The sequence below is a fragment of the Thiofractor thiocamini genome (assembly GCF_055384375.1).
Genome location: NZ_AP042389.1, coordinates 1,513,627 through 1,533,337 on the forward strand (window position 1 = coordinate 1,513,627; position 19,711 = coordinate 1,533,337).

General features: G+C 35.2%; 23 protein-coding genes and 1 tRNA gene. 11 read left to right on the top strand and 13 right to left on the bottom strand.

Annotation, left to right across the window (positions count from 1 at the left end; genetic code table 11):
- The first annotated feature begins 83 nt into the window (after positions 1 to 83).
- The gene (locus tag ACZ47B_RS07685; RefSeq protein ID WP_464893961.1) at positions 84 to 929 is read left to right on the top strand and encodes a peptidylprolyl isomerase; all 846 of its coding nucleotides are present in this window, start codon (positions 84 to 86) and stop codon (positions 927 to 929) included.
- A 172-nt stretch (positions 930 to 1,101) separates the two neighbouring features.
- Here the strand turns inward: ACZ47B_RS07685 and ACZ47B_RS07690 are convergent, their stop codons facing one another.
- The 3 genes from ACZ47B_RS07690 to accB are packed head-to-tail and all read right to left on the bottom strand — an operon-like array spanning position 1,102 to position 3,281.
- Positions 1,102 to 1,452, bottom strand: coding sequence for a hypothetical protein (locus tag ACZ47B_RS07690; protein WP_464893962.1), 351 nt, complete (start codon positions 1,450 to 1,452; stop codon positions 1,102 to 1,104).
- Between the two features lie 17 nt (positions 1,453 to 1,469).
- Entirely contained in the window at positions 1,470 to 2,798 is a 1,329-nt protein-coding gene (locus tag ACZ47B_RS07695) for an acetyl-CoA carboxylase biotin carboxylase subunit (protein ID WP_464893963.1), read from the bottom strand.
- A gap of 18 nt (positions 2,799 to 2,816) precedes the next feature.
- On the bottom strand, positions 2,817 to 3,281 hold the full coding sequence (gene accB / locus ACZ47B_RS07700) for an acetyl-CoA carboxylase biotin carboxyl carrier protein (protein ID WP_464893964.1): 465 nt from the start codon (positions 3,279 to 3,281) through the stop codon (positions 2,817 to 2,819).
- Between the two features lie 75 nt (positions 3,282 to 3,356).
- On the opposite strand from accB, the gene dcd reads away from it, so the two are divergent.
- Complete coding sequence (gene dcd / locus ACZ47B_RS07705; RefSeq protein WP_464893965.1) at positions 3,357 to 3,917, top strand: dCTP deaminase; 561 nt, start codon at positions 3,357 to 3,359, stop codon at positions 3,915 to 3,917.
- Here the strand turns inward: dcd and ACZ47B_RS07710 are convergent.
- From ACZ47B_RS07710 to ACZ47B_RS07720, 3 genes are read right to left on the bottom strand one after another with little or no spacing between them, the layout of a single operon-like run.
- Positions 3,892 to 4,683: an alpha/beta hydrolase gene (locus ACZ47B_RS07710; RefSeq protein ID WP_464893966.1), complete on the bottom strand. Its 792-nt coding sequence runs from the start codon at positions 4,681 to 4,683 to the stop codon at positions 3,892 to 3,894. The genes dcd and ACZ47B_RS07710 overlap by 26 nt on opposite strands.
- Positions 4,680 to 5,894 (bottom strand): molybdopterin molybdotransferase MoeA, encoded by a 1,215-nt coding sequence (locus ACZ47B_RS07715; RefSeq protein WP_464893967.1) that lies wholly within the window; start codon positions 5,892 to 5,894, stop codon positions 4,680 to 4,682. Before ACZ47B_RS07715 ends, ACZ47B_RS07710 begins: the two co-directional genes overlap by 4 nt.
- Positions 5,895 to 5,921: 27 nt before the next feature.
- Positions 5,922 to 6,359, bottom strand: a complete 438-nt coding sequence (locus ACZ47B_RS07720; RefSeq protein WP_464893968.1) for a molybdopterin synthase catalytic subunit — start codon at positions 6,357 to 6,359, stop codon at positions 5,922 to 5,924.
- Between the two features lie 134 nt (positions 6,360 to 6,493).
- Here ACZ47B_RS07720 and ACZ47B_RS07725 point away from each other — a divergent pair, with 134 nt between their 5' ends.
- Positions 6,494 to 6,748 (top strand): type II toxin-antitoxin system Phd/YefM family antitoxin, encoded by a 255-nt coding sequence (locus tag ACZ47B_RS07725; RefSeq protein WP_464893969.1) that lies wholly within the window; start codon positions 6,494 to 6,496, stop codon positions 6,746 to 6,748.
- Positions 6,745 to 7,002: a Txe/YoeB family addiction module toxin gene (locus ACZ47B_RS07730; RefSeq protein WP_464893970.1), complete on the top strand. Its 258-nt coding sequence runs from the start codon at positions 6,745 to 6,747 to the stop codon at positions 7,000 to 7,002. The genes ACZ47B_RS07725 and ACZ47B_RS07730 overlap by 4 nt, the downstream gene beginning before the upstream one ends.
- A gap of 253 nt (positions 7,003 to 7,255) precedes the next feature.
- Here ACZ47B_RS07730 and ACZ47B_RS07735 read toward each other — a convergent pair whose 3' ends face one another.
- Genes ACZ47B_RS07735 through ACZ47B_RS07745 form a run of 3 tightly spaced genes read right to left on the bottom strand, consistent with a single transcriptional unit; the run spans position 7,256 to position 9,754 of the window.
- Positions 7,256 to 7,477, bottom strand: a complete 222-nt coding sequence (locus tag ACZ47B_RS07735; RefSeq protein WP_464893971.1) for a MoaD/ThiS family protein — start codon at positions 7,475 to 7,477, stop codon at positions 7,256 to 7,258.
- Positions 7,478 to 7,510: 33 nt separating this feature from the next.
- Complete coding sequence (locus ACZ47B_RS07740) at positions 7,511 to 8,155, bottom strand: MqnA/MqnD/SBP family protein (protein WP_464893972.1); 645 nt, start codon at positions 8,153 to 8,155, stop codon at positions 7,511 to 7,513.
- A 15-nt stretch (positions 8,156 to 8,170) separates the two neighbouring features.
- Positions 8,171 to 9,754 (bottom strand): aspartate:alanine exchanger family transporter, encoded by a 1,584-nt coding sequence (locus ACZ47B_RS07745; protein WP_464893973.1) that lies wholly within the window; start codon positions 9,752 to 9,754, stop codon positions 8,171 to 8,173.
- A gap of 86 nt (positions 9,755 to 9,840) precedes the next feature.
- Between ACZ47B_RS07745 and ACZ47B_RS07750 the strand changes: the two genes are divergently transcribed.
- Positions 9,841 to 10,410 carry an HDIG domain-containing metalloprotein gene (locus ACZ47B_RS07750; RefSeq protein WP_464893974.1) on the top strand — a complete coding sequence of 190 codons (570 nt, stop codon included), beginning with the start codon at positions 9,841 to 9,843 and terminating at the stop codon, positions 10,408 to 10,410.
- 3 nt (positions 10,411 to 10,413) lie between these two features.
- Here the strand turns inward: ACZ47B_RS07750 and ACZ47B_RS07755 are convergent.
- From ACZ47B_RS07755 to dnaG, 3 genes are all read right to left on the bottom strand, one after another.
- Positions 10,414 to 10,489 (bottom strand) — tRNA-Ala (locus tag ACZ47B_RS07755).
- Between the two features lie 31 nt (positions 10,490 to 10,520).
- Positions 10,521 to 11,501 (bottom strand): argininosuccinate synthase domain-containing protein, encoded by a 981-nt coding sequence (locus ACZ47B_RS07760; protein ID WP_464895714.1) that lies wholly within the window; start codon positions 11,499 to 11,501, stop codon positions 10,521 to 10,523.
- 1 nt (position 11,502) lies between these two features.
- On the bottom strand, positions 11,503 to 13,149 hold the full coding sequence (dnaG, locus tag ACZ47B_RS07765; protein WP_464893975.1) for a DNA primase: 1,647 nt from the start codon (positions 13,147 to 13,149) through the stop codon (positions 11,503 to 11,505).
- A 58-nt stretch (positions 13,150 to 13,207) separates the two neighbouring features.
- On the opposite strand from dnaG, the gene ACZ47B_RS07770 reads away from it, so the two are divergent.
- From ACZ47B_RS07770 to ACZ47B_RS07795, 6 genes are read left to right on the top strand one after another with little or no spacing between them, the layout of a single operon-like run.
- Positions 13,208 to 14,248: a tetratricopeptide repeat protein gene (locus tag ACZ47B_RS07770; protein WP_464893976.1), complete on the top strand. Its 1,041-nt coding sequence runs from the start codon at positions 13,208 to 13,210 to the stop codon at positions 14,246 to 14,248.
- On the top strand, positions 14,226 to 14,645 hold the full coding sequence (rnhA, locus tag ACZ47B_RS07775) for a ribonuclease HI (protein WP_464893977.1): 420 nt from the start codon (positions 14,226 to 14,228) through the stop codon (positions 14,643 to 14,645). The genes ACZ47B_RS07770 and rnhA overlap by 23 nt, the downstream gene beginning before the upstream one ends.
- Before the next feature lie 11 nt (positions 14,646 to 14,656).
- A complete protein-coding gene (rnc, locus tag ACZ47B_RS07780) occupies positions 14,657 to 15,340 on the top strand; it encodes a ribonuclease III (protein ID WP_464893978.1) in 684 nt (227 codons plus the stop codon).
- Entirely contained in the window at positions 15,337 to 16,428 is a 1,092-nt protein-coding gene (aroC, locus tag ACZ47B_RS07785; RefSeq protein ID WP_464893979.1) for a chorismate synthase, read from the top strand. Before rnc ends, aroC begins: the two co-directional genes overlap by 4 nt.
- Positions 16,429 to 16,458: 30 nt before the next feature.
- On the top strand, positions 16,459 to 17,541 hold the full coding sequence (locus ACZ47B_RS07790) for an NAD-dependent epimerase (protein ID WP_464893980.1): 1,083 nt from the start codon (positions 16,459 to 16,461) through the stop codon (positions 17,539 to 17,541).
- Entirely contained in the window at positions 17,542 to 19,050 is a 1,509-nt protein-coding gene (locus ACZ47B_RS07795) for a Wzz/FepE/Etk N-terminal domain-containing protein (RefSeq protein WP_464893981.1), read from the top strand.
- Here the strand turns inward: ACZ47B_RS07795 and ACZ47B_RS07800 are convergent.
- Entirely contained in the window at positions 19,040 to 19,711 is a 672-nt protein-coding gene (locus tag ACZ47B_RS07800) for a response regulator transcription factor (RefSeq protein WP_464893982.1), read from the bottom strand. The two genes, ACZ47B_RS07795 and ACZ47B_RS07800, sit on opposite strands and share 11 nt — an antisense overlap.

The window sequence follows — 19,711 nt, forward strand, 5'->3', positions numbered from 1 at the left end:
CTTTTGTTGATCCAGGAGAATTTTAGCAGACTTTAGCAAAATTTATGATAAAATCTTTTTCAATTTTTAGATGAGGATTGATTGTGATAAAAAAATGTGTAAAAAGTTTGTTTTTGGTGTTACTGTTTAAGTTGAGTTTGGTTGCGGGGTTGGTTGACGGAGTTTCCATAGTGGTAAACAATACCCCCATAACACTTTATGAGATAAAAAAATACTCCGTAAACTTCAAAGTTCCTATAAAAAAAGCTGTTGAAGCACTCATAAGGGAAAAGCTTGAAGATAACCTCATCAAAAAGTATGATTTGAGTGTAAGCGATACAGAGATAACAGATGAGATGGAAAAGATAAGCTCGAGAGCAAATATGTCCATAGTTGATTTTGAAAATTATCTTGAAAAAAAAGGTGTGGATATAGATACATACAAGAAAGATTTGAAAAAAAGAATCTTAAAAAGAAAACTTTATAAAAAAATAGTTTCAGGTAAAATCAAAAGAGCCGATGAACAGGAGTTGAAAGAGTACTATCAAAAGCATATCAATATCTACTCCATCCCTCAAATGATACAAGTTACAGAATATGACTCAAAAGATAAAGAACTTTTGAAAAAACTGATACAAAACCCCATGTTAAATATCAGCGGCATAACAAGAAAAGAGAAAGTCTTAAAATCCAAAAATTTAAACCCCAAACTGCTTTATATACTCCAGCAGGCAAAAGAAGGAAGCTTTACACCTGTTTTAACTCTAAAAGACGGTTTTATATCATTTTATGTCAAAAGAAAGATAAATGTCAAACCCATACCTTTTGAAAAAGTAAAAAATGCCATATTTGCAGAAATTATGAATAAAAGAGAAAAAGATATCATAAAGTCATATTTTGACAAATTGGTATCCGAAGCAAATATAAAAGTTTTAAGAGAACCAAGATAAATCAGTTGCTAACTGATGTTACGCAAGGTTTGAGAGCATTGCTAATTTAAACGGAAAATTAGCGTTAAAAAAATCACACTTAACCCTGAAAGGGCGCTTGCGTTTGTGATTTTTAGCTAATTTGTAGTGTCCTGAAAGGGAAATTAGCACCGTGAACAAATCTTGTGTAACATCAGTTACTAAAAAATTCATCATCACTTTGATTTATATCAAAGTATGTATTTACACTCTCATTTGAGTCTTTTTTGGTTACTTTCACTTCCCAGTGCCCGGGGACTCTGCCCGGGACAAACCTGTAGTCATAGGCTGAGCCGTAATATGGAGGTATAACTATCTCTCTTACCCTGTCATCAAGAGGAGATTTTGGTGAAATCCAGTGAAATTTGAGTATTATATCATCAGGACTGTCAGATCTATCGGAAAAATAAGTACAAATTATCCTGTTTTCTTTTTTTTCACACTTAAGCGAGTTAGCATTTACCAAAGAGGACAGCACGATCAAAGATATGATGATTTTTTTCATGCTGAGCATCTTTTTGTTTATCCTAAATAGTTAGTATCATACCTGTTTTCTATAAAATCAGGATTGCCCATCATTTTATAATGAAAAGGTATGATTGTTTTTATGCCGCCTACTTCAAACTCTTCTAGAGCCGTTTTCATTTTTGCTATGGCTCTGTTTCTATCTTCCGCCCAAACTATGAGTTTGCCTATCATTGAGTCATAATGAGGTGATACGGTGTAGTTACAGTAAACATGAGAGTCTATCCTTATATTTCTTCCTCCAGGTGCTATCCATTTGGTTATCTTGCCGGGACTCGGGATGAATTTTTCAGGATCTTCAGCAGTTATCCTGCACTCTATGGAGTGACCTTTTAGAGTTACTTCATCTTGAGAAAAAAGTTTTTTACCTTCTGCGATTTTTATCATCCACTCGATGATATCTATACCACTTACCATTTCACTTACGGTATGCTCTACCTGTAGTCTTGTATTCATCTCCATAAAGTAAAAGTTCAACTCATCATCAACTAAAAATTCAAAAGTACCCGCATTTTCATACCCTATGGCTTTAGTGGCCTTTACCGCGGTTTTTAAAAGTTTTTCTCTTGTTTTGTCATCAAGTATGACTGCCGGGGACTCTTCAATGAGTTTTTGATGCCTTCTTTGCATAGAGCAGTCTCTCTCGCCCAAATGCACCGCATTGCCATGAGAATCGGCTAAAACCTGTACTTCTATATGTCTTGGATTTCTTATGAATTTTTCCATATATAGCGTTCCATCTCCAAAAGCGTTCAAGGCTTCGTTTCCAGCAGCTAAAACCGCATTTTCCAAAGCTTCTTCGTTTTCTACTATCCTCATGCCTCTTCCACCGCCTCCGGCACTCGCTTTTACGATAACGGGATATCCGATCCTTTTAGCTGTTTTTTTTGCATCTTCAAGATCTCTTATGGCGCCTTCACTTCCCGGTACTACAGGAACTCCCGCCTTTTTCATCACTTCTTTTGCTTTTGATTTGTCACTCATCGTCACCATAAGCTCAACTGAAGGTCCTATGAATGTAATGCCATGATACTTGCAGATCTCTACAAAATTTTGATTTTCACTTAAGAAACCGTATCCCGGAAAAACGGCATCACAGGCGCTTATATCGGCTGCAGCCATAATGGAAGGGATGTTGAGGTAACTTTCGTTTGACTTTACTCCGCCTATACATATAGCAAGATCAGCAAATTTCAAATACTCGGCATCTTTATCAGCTGTAGAGTAAACCGCAACGGCTTCCTTACCCATCTCTTTTATAGTCCTGATGGCCCTAAGAGCGATCTCTCCCCTGTTTGCCACAAGAATTCTTTTTATATCTTTCACCTCAAGGTCTCCAAAGAATTACAGTTTTTCAACACGAAAAAGCGGTTGATCAAACTCAACCGGTTCACCGTCGCTAACCAAAACTTCAAGAATTTTACAATCAAATTCAGCCTCAATCTCATTCATGATCTTCATAGCCTCTATGATAGCGACCGTTGATCCTTGTTTTACCATATCGCCTTCCTTGACAAACGGAGTCGCTCCCGGACTTGGAGCCTGATAGAAAGTACCGACCATAGGTGATTTTATATAATCGCCCTCTTGTTTGGCAGGCTCATTGCTTGTAGTTACTTGGGTTGTTGTATCTTGTATCTGCAAAGGGGGTGTACTCTGTGCTGTTGTTGTAGGCATGGAAACTATCTGTTGGTTTTGGTCTCCTCCTTTTTGAAAGAGTATCTCAAATTCCCCATCTTTTAGTTTTAGTTTACTAAGTCCGCTTTTGTCAAAAGCTCTCATCAAATCTTTTAATTCTTTTTGATCCATTTTTAAATCCTTATTGCATATAATTTGTTATAATACCATATTTTATTTTGTAAAACATTAAAAGGAATAATGAAAATGGGTTTAAAATCTGACAATTGGATAAGAGAAAAATCACTCAAAGATAAAATGATAGAGCCGTTTTGTGAAGAGCAAGTCGGTAAAAATGTCGTAAGCTACGGAGTAAGCAGCTACGGATATGATATAAGAGTCGGCAAAGAGTTCAAAATTTTCACAAATGTCAGCTCGACTGTAGTGGACCCGAAAAATTTTGATGACAAGAATGTGGTTGATTTTGTCGGAGATGTATGTATAGTACCTCCAAACTCTTTTGCATTAGCTAGAACTGTAGAGTACTTTAGGATACCTGATAATGTTTTAGCTATTTGTCTTGGTAAAAGTACTTATGCAAGATGCGGCATCATTGTAAATGTTACACCTTTCGAGCCCGCATTTGAAGGTCATATCACTATAGAGATAAGCAACACCACTCCGCTTCCTGCAAAGATATATGCCAATGAAGGTATAGCTCAGGTACTTTTTCTCGAAGGAGACGAACCTTGCAAAACAACTTATAAAGATAAAAACGGCAAATACCAAAAACAAACAGGCATCACTCTACCAAGGATCTTAAAGTAGCACCAAATTCTTTGATAAAATTTTTATCTTCTAAGATATCTGCATGAGTAGTGTTGTCAAACTCTTTTACTTCAACACTACTTTTTATATGCTTTATCAGGTTTTTAGTTCTTTCGTTTGAAACTACGTTATCGTTTTTTACCATAAAGATAAACAGATCCGCTTTGACATCATTTATATATCTCAAAGAGTCAAATTTATATCTTATAAGCCAATGTATCGGGAAAAACGGATATCTCTCTTTTGCAACATTTTCTATGGAATCATAAGGAGTTATCAAAAAAAGTTTCTTTACATCTCTTTGTGAAGATAGATATATAGCAACTCCGCTTCCTAGGCTTCTTCCGACAACAAAAACTTCTTTTTTATTTGCAAAAGTATCATATATCCTTAGAGCATCATTAAAAAGAGCTTTTTCACTCGGCGTACCGCTACTCAAGGCGTTGCCTCTATAGTTGAAGGCGACTATATCAAAATTTTTTAAGTTTTTAAAAATAGATATAAAATCGGTAGCATCATCGGCATTGCCTCCAAAGTAGATGATAAGTTTTGAAGAGTTATTTTCAAGATAAACACCATCAAGCAAACCATCCTCAACTTTTAACTTCACCTCTTTGCAGTTTTTACACTCCTTTAAAACTTTAGGTCTTTTTTTCTCTACTATTGAGAAGTTAAATATCTTTTGATCTTGAGTAATATACAGATATATCAATGCCGCAATGTACAAAAATAGCAGCAAAAATAAGAGGATCTTAAAACTGCTCAAATCCTTATAACCCTTGCTATATCACCTTTTTTCAAGCTTCCCTCTTTTTCATCTATCCAAAGAAGTGCCGCATTATCAAGCATATTTGTAAGTATCGCACTTGTACCGCTTTTTTTACCTTTTAAATCGACTCTGTATCCGTCTTTGTCATATCTTAGGTTGACTGCGGTAAATTCACTCTTTTTACTTCTTTTTTTATACTCTTCATCCATCTTTGCATAAACTACATCATAGCTATCGTCAACCCCTAACATTCTTTTTATAAGAGGCACGACATACAGATGGGTAGTAACAGCCGAACTGTAAGGAAATCCAGGAAGTGCAAATATATACTTTTTGCCGACTTTTACAACTCTTATATGCATTCCCGGTTTTATAACAACGCCACTTATGAGAGTTTTAGCTTCTATAGAATCAACTGCATCTTTTACAAAGTCATAATCCCCCACACTAACTCCGCCGGTAGTTATGACTATATCACTAAATTCTAATGCTTGAAGTATGGTTTTTTTGATATTTTCCAAGTCATCTCCAACTACTCCCATATTGAAAGTTTTAGCTCCTGCTTTTTTTGCGATAGCTTCGATGGTATAGTGGTTGGTGCTTCTTATCTGGGCACTGTTTGTTTGAGGCGCCCCAAGCTCAAGTATCTCGCTGCCGGTTGCCAAAACCGAAACAACAGGCTCTCTTTTTACTGGGATTTTTACCATATTAAGTCCGGCCATAACACCTATCTGTGCATACTCGATCAAAGTTCCTTTTTTTATAAGTACTTCACCTTTTTTGTAATTTTCCCCGACTTCTCTTACACTAAAACCTTTTGGGACTTCCTCTTTTATGATGATAAGATCGCCTTTAACTTCAACATTTTCTATGGGTATTAAGGTATCTGCACCCTTGCTGATAAGCGATCCGGTAAAAGTTTTTATACATTCACCGTTTTTTATCACGATTTTATTTTCACTACCCGCGGGCAAATCTCCAAGTATCTTTATAGACCCAAGCTTTTGATCTTCATGCTTTATGGCATACCCGTCCATCCCCGAAGTCTCATACTCAGGAGAATTACTATCAGCTATAACATCCTCACTTAAAACTCTCCCGAATGCTTCACTCAAGAACAGTTGTTCACTACCAATCTCTTCATAAAAAGCCTCTCTCAACACTTCCAATGACTCATCAAAACTCATAAATCTCTTCACATTTCCCATTTTCAATTCTCCATTTTCAATTCTCAATTATGCAAGTATCCCCGCTCCATTGATAGGTGTACTTCTATCGAGTGCATACTCTCTTTTTCCGTTTTTTATATCATATTTCCATATCGGAGCATTTGCTTTGAAATCCTCCACAAACTCTTGTATCAACTTCAAAGATACTTTTCTTTTCGGAGATAAAACCGCAGATATATATGAAGTTTTATGATTTGGCACATCCCCACGCGAATGAGCCATAAGAAGATATGCATTCATCTCGTTTGCTCTTTTTTGCCAATCCTCGAACCAACTTTTCAATATAGGCTCATATATATCAAAACTTAGCCCCTCTATACCGTCTTCATCTCTCACAATCCCTACAAAATTGATAAAAGCACCATAATTTTTATCTTTATAAGCATTATACCAGCGAGAGAGTATCTCTTCTACATTCAAAGGTCCGTCATATAGTTCAAGCATGTTTTTCCTTACTTTTACAGTAGGAGATATTTTAACACATAGATTTAAAATTTTTGCTTATCTTTTGATGGTATTAAGTAAAAATTAAATGAATATGTACTATTATATGTACATATATATGAGGAGGTTTATTTATGAGAACTATAAATTTTTCCCAAACAAGAAGAAATTTAGCTTCTACATTTGATTTGGTAATTGATGACTGCACACCTGTTGTAGTAACAAGACAAAACAAAGAGCCTGTAGTTATCATTTCCATGAAAGATTACAAATCTTTAGAAGAAACTGCATATCTTATGCAAAGTGAAGCAAACGCCAAAAGATTAAATCGCTCAATCAGACAGCTTGAAGCCGGTCTTGGCAAACAAAAAGAATTGATAGAAGAATGAAAATAATCTTCAGCGATGATGCTTGGGATGATTATATCTATTGGCAACAACAAGACAAAAAGATTTTAAAAAAGATCAACAAACTCATCAATGAAATCCAAAGAGAACCATACAAAGGCACAGGAAATCCTGAGCCTCTTAAGTATAATTGGTCGGGGTATTGGTCAAGAAGAATCACGATAGAACATAGGCTGGTTTACAAGATCAAAGAAGATGAACTCATGATAGCTCAATGTAGATATCATTATGGATAAAGCGTCGAACGACAAGCAGTTGTCGTTCTTATTCATAAGTTTATTATTTTTATTGTGTTTACTTTGTAAACTTAAACTACTTTCACCTCCGGTGAAATAACCAGAAATCTACCTCGTTTCACTCGCCACGATTTCTTTCAATGTCCCGATTCACTTTTATGTTCGTCACTAAAATCCTTGATTTTAGGACTCACATATAAAAGTTCATAGGATAAAGCTAAAAACGACAAGCAGTTGTCGTTTTTTTAACGCTTTATCCTCCACAGACCGGTGGGAGTAGGGAGACTTTGTCTTCTTTTTTTAGGGGGGTGTCTTCGGAGCAGATTATCTTGTCGTTTACTGATACGGCGCAGATTTTTAGCCATGGTTTTAGATCTTTATCATCTTTGAAATGCTCTTTTAGCTCTTTTAAAGATTTGACATCTACTTCTATACTTGGTCTTTTTATAGGTCCTAAAAATTCTATCTTTGCCATTTTTATTCCTTTTATATATTTTTTATGTTTGATTTAGAGATGCCCTTTATTTAAAAATATCTTAAGAGACTTTTTCTCTTGGTTTCCTACATGGTAGGATATCTTACTCAGGTACAATTCTACCAATTCCAAAGGAAGATCAAGCTTAAGAGCTTCTCTTTTTTTTATGTAGTATGGTATCTTTGTTTTTTGTTTTAAAAATCGTTTGATGATCTTTTTGTAGTATTTTTCATTTGAGTTTATACAAAATGTCGCAAAGACAAATGGGAGCCCGGTCTGTTTTTTCCACTCATATGCCAAATCTTTGCAATTATCTTTATCTTTATAGTATCTTTGCAAGGCTTTGTTGCCTATAGTTACTTTGCCTTTTAGTTTTAGTATCTTTTTTAGCATATTTGAGCTTTTTGACTCGCTGTCATCTTCATTTTCACCTTCGCACACAAAGACGCTCATCACTTCCCCGTCAGCTACTATACCGGCATTTAGGCATTTTTCACCTCTGCTTTTTATACTTGAGATAAATGCGGCATTTACCTTTTTTTTCAAAAACAGTTCCGTTATATCTGCCGGGTGTGATTTGGTAACGACTCTTTTGATATATGAGTATCTTGAGCTTTTTATAAAAAAATCAAACGGCAAAAGATTGAGATAGTCTATCTTTCCAAATTTTCCTCTCACTTTATGTTATCCTTTTTACAGTACTTTTAGAGCCAGTTGTGCCATCACTATGGCCAAAACAAGAGCCAAAGGATAAACAGCAGCATACGATATGGACGGGTAGTCACTTTTGGTCAAATTGTTTGCCATCGTCAAAGAGGGCGTCGAAGTCATCGAACCACTTAAAAGTCCAAGTATCTTTAAAAAATTCATCTTTAAAACATATCTACATATAAGCGTCATCAATAGTAGCGAAAACACAAGTCCAAAAAGCCCTATATAAACCGGGGTGAAACCATTGGCTTTTATGGATTCTACCAGGTATTTGCCTGCATTCGTTCCTATCGCAGCCATAAATATCAATTGCCCCAACGTCTTCATAAGAGTAGTTGAACTTGGAGACATTTGCCAAACGACAGGACCTACTCTGCCGAGTCTTCCAAGCACAAGTGCGGTTATGAGTATGCCTCCTACAAAACTAAGTTTTATAGTACCTACTACAGGAAAAGAAAACGGTATGCTTCCAAGCAGTATACCAAATACAATACCTAAAGAGATCGGCAAAAAGTCTGCAGCCGGGTATTTTTGCAAATTGTTTCCTATGAGGGATGTTATCTCATCGGCATATTTTTTTGGAGCCACGACATAAAGTTTATCTCCTAACATCAAAGTCATATTGGGATACGGCGATATATCTATACCACTTCTTCTTACTTTGGTTATAACCGCCCTGTAAGACTCCAATTCTTTGATCTGTGAAATTTTTTTGCCTATAATACGCTTTGAAGTGACCAAAAGTCTGTATACTTTCATATCGTCATGAAATGAAAAATCACTCTTTACCTCTTCTCCTACCATTATGCCTACATGTTCTAAGTTTTCTTTCGTTCCGGAAACCCTTATCACGTCACCGTAGTGAAGTATCTTGTCATCTAAAAGTTTTTGATTTTTATCTTTTGATTCTATGCGGTGAATGATGGTATCGGTCATTTTCTCCAATTTTGACTTTTTTATACCATCTTTTTTAAAATTTTCATTTGTGATTTTAAAATTTTTTACCAAAACTTCAGGATATTTACTTTTTTGCATCTGTTCATAATCTTTTATCTCTTTTTCTATATTCACTCTGAATATTATGGGCACAAACCTTATAAATAAAACGGTAGCTACTATGCCAAAAGGATAAACCATACCAAAAAGTACTGACATACTGGGGTCATTCTTTATCTCCAAAGCAGCCGCCAGAGATGGAACACTTGAAAGCGAACCGGTAAATATACCATCTATCACGGTAGGCTTGAAACCCATATATAAACTGATGCCGGCAATGGAGCCAAATATCATAACAAGAAGAAGTGTTGCCAATATATTTAGCTTCAACCCTTCTGTTTTTATAGTTTCGAAAAATCCCGGACCTGATTGAAGACCTACGGCATATATAAATATGGCAAGTCCGAAAAATTTAAACTCTTCAGATACGACCATACCGTAATGACCTGCGATAAGAGCCACTATAAGCATAGCTGAAACATCAAGGGAAAAACCTTTGACTTTAAAGTTTCCCAAAATGTATCCAAGAGATATGATCAAGAAAAGATAAAATATATCACTGTGTATCATAAAAAACCGCTTTCGTTTTTAAAAAAAATTAAGATATAATTATACAACAATTCAGTTACAAACACAACGATAAAAAGGATAGTTTGATGACCCCCTCAAGAGAAGATGCACTTAATTTACTCAAAAAGTACAACGACAATGAATCACTAGTAAAGCATGGGTTAGCGGTAGAAAGCGCAATGCGCCATTTTGCAAGAAAATTTGGAGAAGATGAGGAAAAGTGGGGCATAGTGGGACTTTTACATGATCTTGACTATGGAATGTACCCTGAAGAACACTGTTATAAAGCCAAAGAAATCATGGAAGAAAACGGATATCCAGATGAGTACATAAGAGCCATGATGAGCCATGCGTACGGAATATGCACCGATGTAGAACCGATCTCTTTGATGGAAAAAACTCTCTATGCGGTAGATGAGCTGACGGGACTTGTAACAGCCTGTGTGTATGTAAGACCGAGTAAAAGCATCCTGGATCTTACTCCAAAATCGGTAAAGAAAAAATGGAAACAAAAGTCATTTGCCGCCGGGGTTGACAGACAAACCATAGAAAAAGGTGCCGATATGATCAATATTGAATTAGGCGAACTTATATCGGAAGTCATAGAAGGCATGAAAAAAGATGCTGAAAGCTTAGGACTCAAAGGAAGTTTGTAAAATTGGTGGAGCATAGCGGGCTCGAACCGCTGACCCCGACGCTGCCAGCGTCGTGCTCTCCCAGCTGAGCTAATGCCCCACACATTTACGGCGAGATTATATCATAGTTTTTATAAATAATATTTTAAAATCTCATCTCTACTTTCAAACGGGGTTTCTTTTATCACTTCATCTTCAAATGTCACTTCATAAAGCTCATCTTTTTTCGCTTTTGTAAAAGTCAGGATAATTTTAGCTGCAAGTTGTTTGTCCTCATTGGTTGCAACTTTGGTGATCTTTGAAAAAGGTGAAGGCAGATCCGGCACATCAACTGAAATCATTTTGGAATTTTCTAGCTCTTTTATGCGTTCATTCTCCCCTTCATTTCTTCCCACTATCAGTTTTATACCCTCTCTTAGCCTCAAGTGTCTGCCTACTTTTAAAAGCTCTATATCTTCTACTTCAAGTTTATCATACTTTATAAAGTCTCTAAGTTTGTTTGAAAACCTCTCATCGGTCAAAAGACAACCGCCTCCAGGGGTTTCATAATCTTCAAAACCGTACTCTTTGGCCAGTCTTAGCTGAGTTTCCCTGTTTCTTCCGCTTAAGCCCAAAAGCTTTTCTCTATCAACCCATCCTTCAAGTTCCGGCTTGGTAGGCTCTAAGAGTTTTGCCGAAAGAGGTCTTAAGAGGAGATTCTCCTCTATATCGTTTGCCAGTTTTTTCACCTGCAAGAGTGCATCTTTTCTTTGACTCATAGGTCTTTGGGCTAAAACTTCTCCTGTTATGATAAAACTTGCATCAAATCTTGGCATCAGAGCTTTTGCAACTCTTATCATATTTGCATGGCAATCTATGCAGGGGTTAAAATTTTTCCCATATCCATACTTCGGTGAAAAAAGTATATCTTTTATGAAGTTATCCCTGACATTTACTATCTCGAAATCAGCCCCTACGATATCGGCTCTTTTTTTTAAAATTTCTTTGTTATCTTTTGTCGAACCAAAGCCGGTATCTATAAAAAGTGCGGTTACATCTATCCCCTGATCTTTCATAAGTCTAACGGAAATCATACTGTCAAGTCCGCCGCTAAAAAGCGAAATGCACCTCATCTTAGATCTCTTCATACTCTACTATTTCCCCTCTTTTGAGTCTATATATCTTATCCTGGATTTTTCTTATGTAAAAACTTTTTTTATCAAAAGGTAAATTCAAAGTTTTTATATTATCAAGTTTTATCTTATAATATCCTAGCAAAAGCAGCCTCAACTGTTTTTTAAGTTCCTCTTCATCAAGCTCATTGATATCTTCCCTTACAAGCAATCCCTCAAATCCTTTCCCGTCATCTCCTCCTACAAGCTTTACAAACAGATCCCTATGTACCCTAAAAACTTCTTCTCCGATACTATCAAGCACCATATCCAAAAACTCCGGCTTTAAAAGAAGTGTTTTTATGATGACAAGTTCGGCTAGATCCTCCTTTTGACCACTTGAGGGCTGCACCTGCCTTCTTTTGTTTCTATTTTGAAAGCGGATAACTCTTTTATCCACATTTAAAACAGTTGAGAGATAATTTTTGTAACTATCTTGTAAAACAGGTGAGAGTGTTTTTAAAAATTCCACTCCTTCATTCAAAGCTTTCTCTTTTTCTATGGGATTGTGTAAATTATACTTTGAAGCTATATGCTCTACAGCGAAGTTTGCAAAAGGTTTTGGATCATTAAACAAACTCTTCAATGCTCCTATATCGCCCTCTTTTACCATATCGGCAGGATCCTTTCCACCCTCAAATATAACGACTCCTCCATCTATCGAAGAGGATGAGAGCATTTTTGCAGCTTTAAAAGCCGCTTCGATACCTGCTTTGTCGCCGTCGTATGAGAGGATTACTTTGGGCTCACCTCTTCTTAAGAGTGGCAAATGATCACTTGTTAGAGCAGTTCCAAGTGTTGCGACACACTCGCTAAAGCCCGCCTGGTGCAACATGATAACATCAAGATAACCCTCTGTTATGATAATCCTTCCTTTTTTATTGATACTCTCTCTTGCCAAATGATAACCGTATAAAAGCTTTGATTTGTTAAAGAGATAAGTTTGCGGGGAGTTTATATACTTTGCGGGGTGATTTGATATGGTTCTTCCTCCAAAACCTACTATCTTACCGTTTGGTGCATATATAGGGAAAGTTATCCTCTCAATCAGTCTTGCATATATGTTGCCTCTTTCATCTTTGCCAAGAATTCCTGTTTTTAAGGCATCTTCCAATGGTAGTAGACTTTCTTTTAAAAACTTTATGCTCTCATGAGAGGTTGGTGCATATCCAAGCTCGAACTTTTCTACGGACGATGTATATATCCCTCTTTGTTCGATGTAATCTTTTGCTTTTTGGTTTGAAAAAAGATTTTTTTTGTAAAATTGATTTATCTGCTCTAGTACTCTTCTATCATCTTTTTTCTCAAGACTGCCTTTTGTATAGTTTAGAGGTACGTTAAAATCGTTTGCAAGTTTTTCTATGGCTTCTGGATAACTAAGTTTGTCATAATCCATCACAAAACTTATGGCATCTCCCCCTGCCCCACACCCGAAACAGTGATATATCTGCCTTGAGGGACTTACTACAAAACTTGGAGTGTCTTCTGAGTGAAAAGGGCATCTTGCCTTATAGTTCGCGCCGCTTTTTTTAAGTTCTATATACGAACCTACGACTTCAACGATATCGAGTCTGCTCTTGAGATTTTCTATGGAATTTTGCTCTATCATAAAAACATTATATAATATTTGATATAATAAAAAGCATAAATAATTAACGTAGGTTGCAATGGATAATTTTTACATAGGATACAGAGATCCTCTTTTTGGTATCATTATCTTTTTTCTGCTTATTTTTATAGTCTCTTTTGTAAATTACTGGTGGAGCGTATATAAAAATAAAAACGAAGAGAGCAATATCCAAAAATTCATAGACAAGTTTCAGATAGATGACTCAAAAAACGAGTACAGGATCATCTTTGAAGATAAAAATCTCACACTTGACAGCATCATACTTTTGGCTAAAAGTTATAAAAAGATAGGAGAGTATGAAAAAAGCATAGGCATATATCTATATGCTCTTAAAAAATATACAAAAAGAGCCCAAAAACAACAAATCCTTTTTTTGCTCGGCAAAGTGTATCTAAAAGCCGGCTTTATAGAAAGAGCAAGAGAAGTCTTCATAGAGTCATTGAAAATTTCTCCAAGACATGAAGAGTCTTTGAAGTATTTGACAATCACTTATGATATTTTGAAACGATACGATAAAGCCCTGGAAGTTTTGGATGCACTTGAAGAGCTTGGAAGTGATACGAAAAAAGAGAAGATTTATCTAAAAGCTCTTTATATCTCCTCGAAGCAGATGAAATATAAAGAAAAAGAGCAGTTGCTCTATGATCTTGCATCCTTGAAATCAACCCAGAGACTATATGTGGAATTTTTACTAAAACACAATAAGCCTCTGAATTTTCAAAAGATAAAAGATTTTGACTTTTTAAATCTTTTTGATATATGGTGGAGAATGGATGAGAGTTTGTTCGATATGGATTTTGCTAAAAATCACCCGTTCTTAAGCGATATACTCAGTGCAAGAGGATTTTCTTATAAAGAAAGAGAGAGTGATGTGTTTGAGCTTGATGTACTTAAAACATTGGTACACTGCGGTTACGAAAAAGCAGATCTCAGTTTTGAGTATTTTTGCTCAAACTGCAAAAACACATATCCTTTCTACTTTTCAAGATGCCCTAACTGCCACCATATAGACAGTGTACAAATATTGCCCAAGCTTACAAAAAAGGTAACTCAGAGTGAAATCAGTACATATATTTAGCGACGGTTCAAGTCTTGGCAATCCCGGTAACGGAGGATACTGTGCCATACTCAAATACAAAGACAGTAAAAAGATCGTAAAAGGAGCCGTACCAAATGCCACCAATAACCAAATGGAGCTTTTAGCCGTCATAGAAGCGCTTGAAAAATTGAAAGAGCCTTGCAAGGTTGAACTTGTAAGTGACTCGAACTATGTGGTCAAAGGCATAAACGAATGGCTTGAAAACTGGATAAAGAAAGATTTTAAAGGTGTCAAAAATCCAGACCTTTGGAAACGATATATAAAAGCTGCAAAACCTCACAAGGTAAATGCCATGTGGGTTAGAGGTCATAACGGACATAAAGAAAATGAAGAGTGTGATAAAATCGCAAGAGAAGAAGCAGGCAAGTTAAAATAAAGGAGTTAAACTTGGATAAATTAGATGAATTACAAAAGTGCTTGGGGTATCGTTTTAAGGATAAAGCTTTGATACTCGAGGCACTTACACACAAAAGCTATAAAAAAGCAAAAAACAATGAAAGACTGGAGTTTTTAGGGGATGCCGTACTCGACCTGGTAGTAGGAGAGTATCTTTACCGCAAATTCCCAAACATTGACGAAGGAAAACTCTCGAAGATGAGAGCATCACTGGTAAATGAAGAGGGTTTCAAAAAACTCTCACAAAAATTAAATCTTGGCAAATATCTCTATTTGTCTGCTGCTGAAGAGCATAACAAAGGAAGAGAAAAACCTTCACTTCTTTCAAATGCTTATGAAGCATTGATGGGTGCTTTGTATCTTGAAACCGGACTTGACAAAGTAAAAGAGATAACATACAAACTCCTTGAGGAAGTTTACCCCAAGATTGACCTTGATAGCATATTTAAAGATTATAAAACAACTTTGCAAGAGTTCACGCAGGAGCATTTTGGAGTGATTCCGGAGTATAAGATGATAAGCTCCAAAGGACCGGACCATAAAAAAGAGTTCGAAATGGCGGTTTTCATAGGAGATAAAGAGATAGCAAGAGCAACCGGCAAGAGTAAAAAATCCGCTCATCAAAAAGTCGCACAAATGGCATTGGAAAGATTTAAGAAGGATAAGACATTATGAGTTTTAACAGTTTTGGTGATATTTTTAGTTTTTCTACTTTCGGTGAGTCGCATGGAAAGGCGGTTGGATGTATAGTTGACGGGGTGCCAGCCGGCTTAAAGATAGATGAAGAGTTTATCCAAAGTGAACTAGATAGAAGAAAACCCGGACAAAACATATATCAAACCCAAAGAAAAGAGGGTGATAAAGTAAAAATCTTAAGCGGAGTTTTTGAAAGTGTCAGTACCGGTACCCCGATAGCTTTGATGATAGAAAACACAAACCAAAAGAGCAAAGACTATTCAAACATCAAAGATCTTTTCAGGCCCGGTCATGCGGATATGACTTACTTTTACAAATATGGCATAAGAGACTACAAAGGAGGAGGCAGGAGCAGTGCTCGTGAAACGGCTGCCAGGGTTGCGGCCGGGGCGGTGGCGAAACTTCTTTTAAAAGAGCTTGGCATAGAAGTTAAAGGCGGTATTTATGCTATCGGGGATATTGAAGCAAAAAACCTTGACTTTGATTTTGCAAAAAAGAATATCATTTATTCACTTGATAAAAACGAAGAAGAACGACAAAAAAAGCTTATAGAAAAGGTTAGAGGTGAACATGACTCTATAGGCGGAACGGCTTTGGTGAAGATAGAAAATGCTCCCATCGGACTTGGTGAGCCGATATATCAAAAGTTTGACGGGCTTTTGGCAAGTGCCATGATGAGTATAAACGGTGTAAAAGCCGTAGAGATAGGTGATGGGGTAGAAGCAAGTAAAAAAAGAGGTTCAAGCAATAATGACGAGATAACAAAAGATGGTTTTCTCTCAAATCACAGTGGAGGGATACTAGGTGGCATCTCAAACGGAGATGATATCATCATAAAAGTTCACTTCAAGCCGACCCCTTCCATATTTCAATCACAAAAAACCATAGATATAAACGGTGAAGAAAAAATTTGTGAGCTTAAAGGAAGACATGATCCGTGTATCGCCATAAGAGGCTCGGTTGTAGCTGAAGCTATGGCTGCTTTGGTGTGTGCTGATCTTTTACTGCTCAATATGGGGCGGAAGATGGACAATGTTAAAAGTGTATATGAGAGAATGGGTGGATGAGTTGATGGGTAAATACAAAGGAAATAATAAATGAAAGTACTAATAACCGGAACGGCGGGATTTATAGGAAGTCATTTGGCTTTGAAGTTGCTTCAAAGAGGTGATGAAGTCGTAGGAATTGACAATATAAATGATTACTATGACCAAAAAGTAAAATATGGAAGACTTCAAAGAGCGGGTATTGTAAAAACTCTTGAAGATGGAGAAGATATACCCTACAACAAACCGATAACAAGCAACAAATACCCAGGTTATAAATTTGTCAAACTCAATCTTGAAGATAGAGAAAATATAGATAAACTCTTTAAAGAAGAGAAATTTGATAGAGTCATAAATCTTGCAGCCCAAGCGGGAGTTAGATACTCTCTTGTCAACCCTTATGCTTATGTAGAAAGTAACATAGTTGGATTTGTCAATCTTTTGGAAGCTTGCAGGCACAATGATATAGAACACTTGACTTATGCAAGTAGTTCAAGTGTTTACGGACTCAATGAAGTACAGCCTTTTTCTACTCATGACAATGTTGACCATCCTATAAGTCTGTATGCCGCAAGTAAAAAATCAAATGAACTGATGGCTCATACATATAGTCATCTTTACGGGCTTCCAACTACGGGGCTAAGGTTTTTTACAGTCTATGGACCATGGGGAAGGCCCGATATGGCTTTGTATCTTTTTACAAAAGCCATTCTTGAAGATAAACCTATAGATGTTTTTAACTACGGAGAGATGCAAAGAGATTTTACTTATATAGATGATATAGTCGAAGGTATCATAAGAGTAAATGACAATCCTCCCAAAGGAAATCCTTCCTGGAGTGGAAAAAACCCGGATCCTTCAAGTTCAAAAGCTCCCTATAAGATATACAATATCGGCAACAACAATCCCGTAAAATTGATGGATTTCATAGAAGCCATAGAAAAAAAACTTGGAAAAACCGCCAAAAAAAATATGCTTCCCATCCAACCGGGTGATGTACCAAGCACTTACGCCGATGTAGGCGATCTTGTAAAAGAGTTGGGCTACAAACCACAAACCTCCATACAAGAAGGTATCAATAACTTCATAGATTGGTATCTTGAATTTTTCAATATAAATTTAAGGAAATCATAAATGCAACAAAACAAAGAACTACAACCATGCTACGAAGAAGATGAGATAGACTTGAAAGAATTGCTAAAAACGATTTTGAAATATAAAAAATTTATACTCTTTTTTACACTTATTATAACTCTTATAGCAGGAATATATGCTTTTACAAAAAAACCCATATATGAAGCAAAGTCAAATGTAAGGATAGGTTTCATAGGAAACAAACTCATAGAAGAGCCAGAAATCATATCTAAAACTTTAAAAGTGTTTTTTAATGTTGATGGCAAACAAAAGACAGAAGAAAATGCTACAGCTGTTGTAAAAAATATTACTTTAAACAAAAAAGTAACAAATTTCTTGACAATCGAAACTAATGGAATTTCAAATAAATTTGCAATAAACAAAAACATAGAAGTTGTTAATTATCTTAAAAATATTTATCAAAGGAAAATTGACCAATATAAAATAAATACTCAAAATAAAATTGAAAATCTTAAACAAAAGATAAAAGATATAAAGAAGTTTAAAACTCAAAATATAAAAAATCAAATAAATGTACTAAAAAAACAAAAAATCAAGCTGATAGATAATAAGATTAAAATATTGAAAACACAAGATATTGTAAAATTACAAAAGCAAATTGATTTAATGAAAAATATAGATATAAAAAATATAGATAATAAGATTAAAATATTAAGAACACAAGATATTGTAAAGTTGCAAAAGCAAATTGATTTAATGAAAAATATAGATATAAAAAATATAGATAATAAGATTAAATTTTTACAAACAATACAAAAAACAAATTTGCTTGATAAAATAAAATATTATACATCTAATTTAAAAAAATATAACCAGGCTATATCTAACTTATACAGAAATATAAATCATGGTAAAAATCCAACCATAGATACAATTTCATCCATACAAATGGTAAATTATCAAAACCTTATAATTAATGCACAAAATCATATTGAGGACCTTAAATTAGAATTACAAAAGATAAAAGAACAGACCATACCATCACTGTTTGACAAAAAACAGAAAATAATAGAAATAGACTTACAGCACAATATAAATATGATAGATAATATTAAAAATATCACGATTCCTGATCTTGTAAAACAAAAACAGAAAATTATTGATGTATCTATAAAAAACCTTCAAACTAAGATAGATAATATTAAAAATATCACTATCGTTGGTTTGCAAAAAGAAAAGCTCAATATAGAGTTAGATCAAATTAGAGCCTTAGAACATACATTAAACACTACTATACCTCAAAATATTTTAGACATAAAACATCAAATTAAACAATTGGAGTTTAATATATGTGACCAAAATTTAAGAAATTCGTATATAGTGGGTAATATAATAACTCACAATTATCCCATAAAACCCAAAAAGAAACTTATCATCACGGTTGCTTTTGTTACGGGTTTGATTTTATCCATATTTTTGGTATTTTTTATGGAATTTGTAAAATCTATAAAAGAAGAGGATTTGGAAGATAAAAAGGCTACTTTATAGTTAGTTTATATCCTATTCCTTTGATATTTTCTATCATATTTTTTTCTACCAGTTTTTTAAGTTTGGCTATATAAACTCTTATGGCACCTTCACTGTATTCGCTCGAGGTGCTCCACAGTCTGTTTATGATCTGTTCTTTTGTTACTATTTGACCTTCGTTTTCTATAAAAAGTTCCAGTAGTTTTATAGTTTTTAAAGGAAGTTTGACAGGTCTGTTTTCTTGCACTACAATCCTGTTTTTAAAATCATAGTAACAGTTTTTCGTTAAAGCGACAGTAGTTTTTACATTCCTTCTTTTTTTAAGAAGCACATGTATGCGATAGAGAAGCTCTTCAAGATCTATGGGCTTTTTCATATAGTCATCACATCCACTCTCATATCCGTTTTTAAGAGTTTCGATGTCCTGATGTGAAGTTATAAATATGGTCGGTCTCTCATCCCCGCTTCTTCTTATCATTTTTAAAAAATCAACCCCACTCACATAGGGAACATTGATATCAAGTAGATATATATCATAGTTATTGTAATAACTTTTTTGTACCGCTTCTTCTCCGTCACTTGCTATATCCACTTCAAAACCATTTTCTTCCAAAAAATCCGTTAAAGTTTCTGCAAACAGAGTATTGTCTTCCAAAAGCAAAGTTTTCCATTGTTTTTTCAT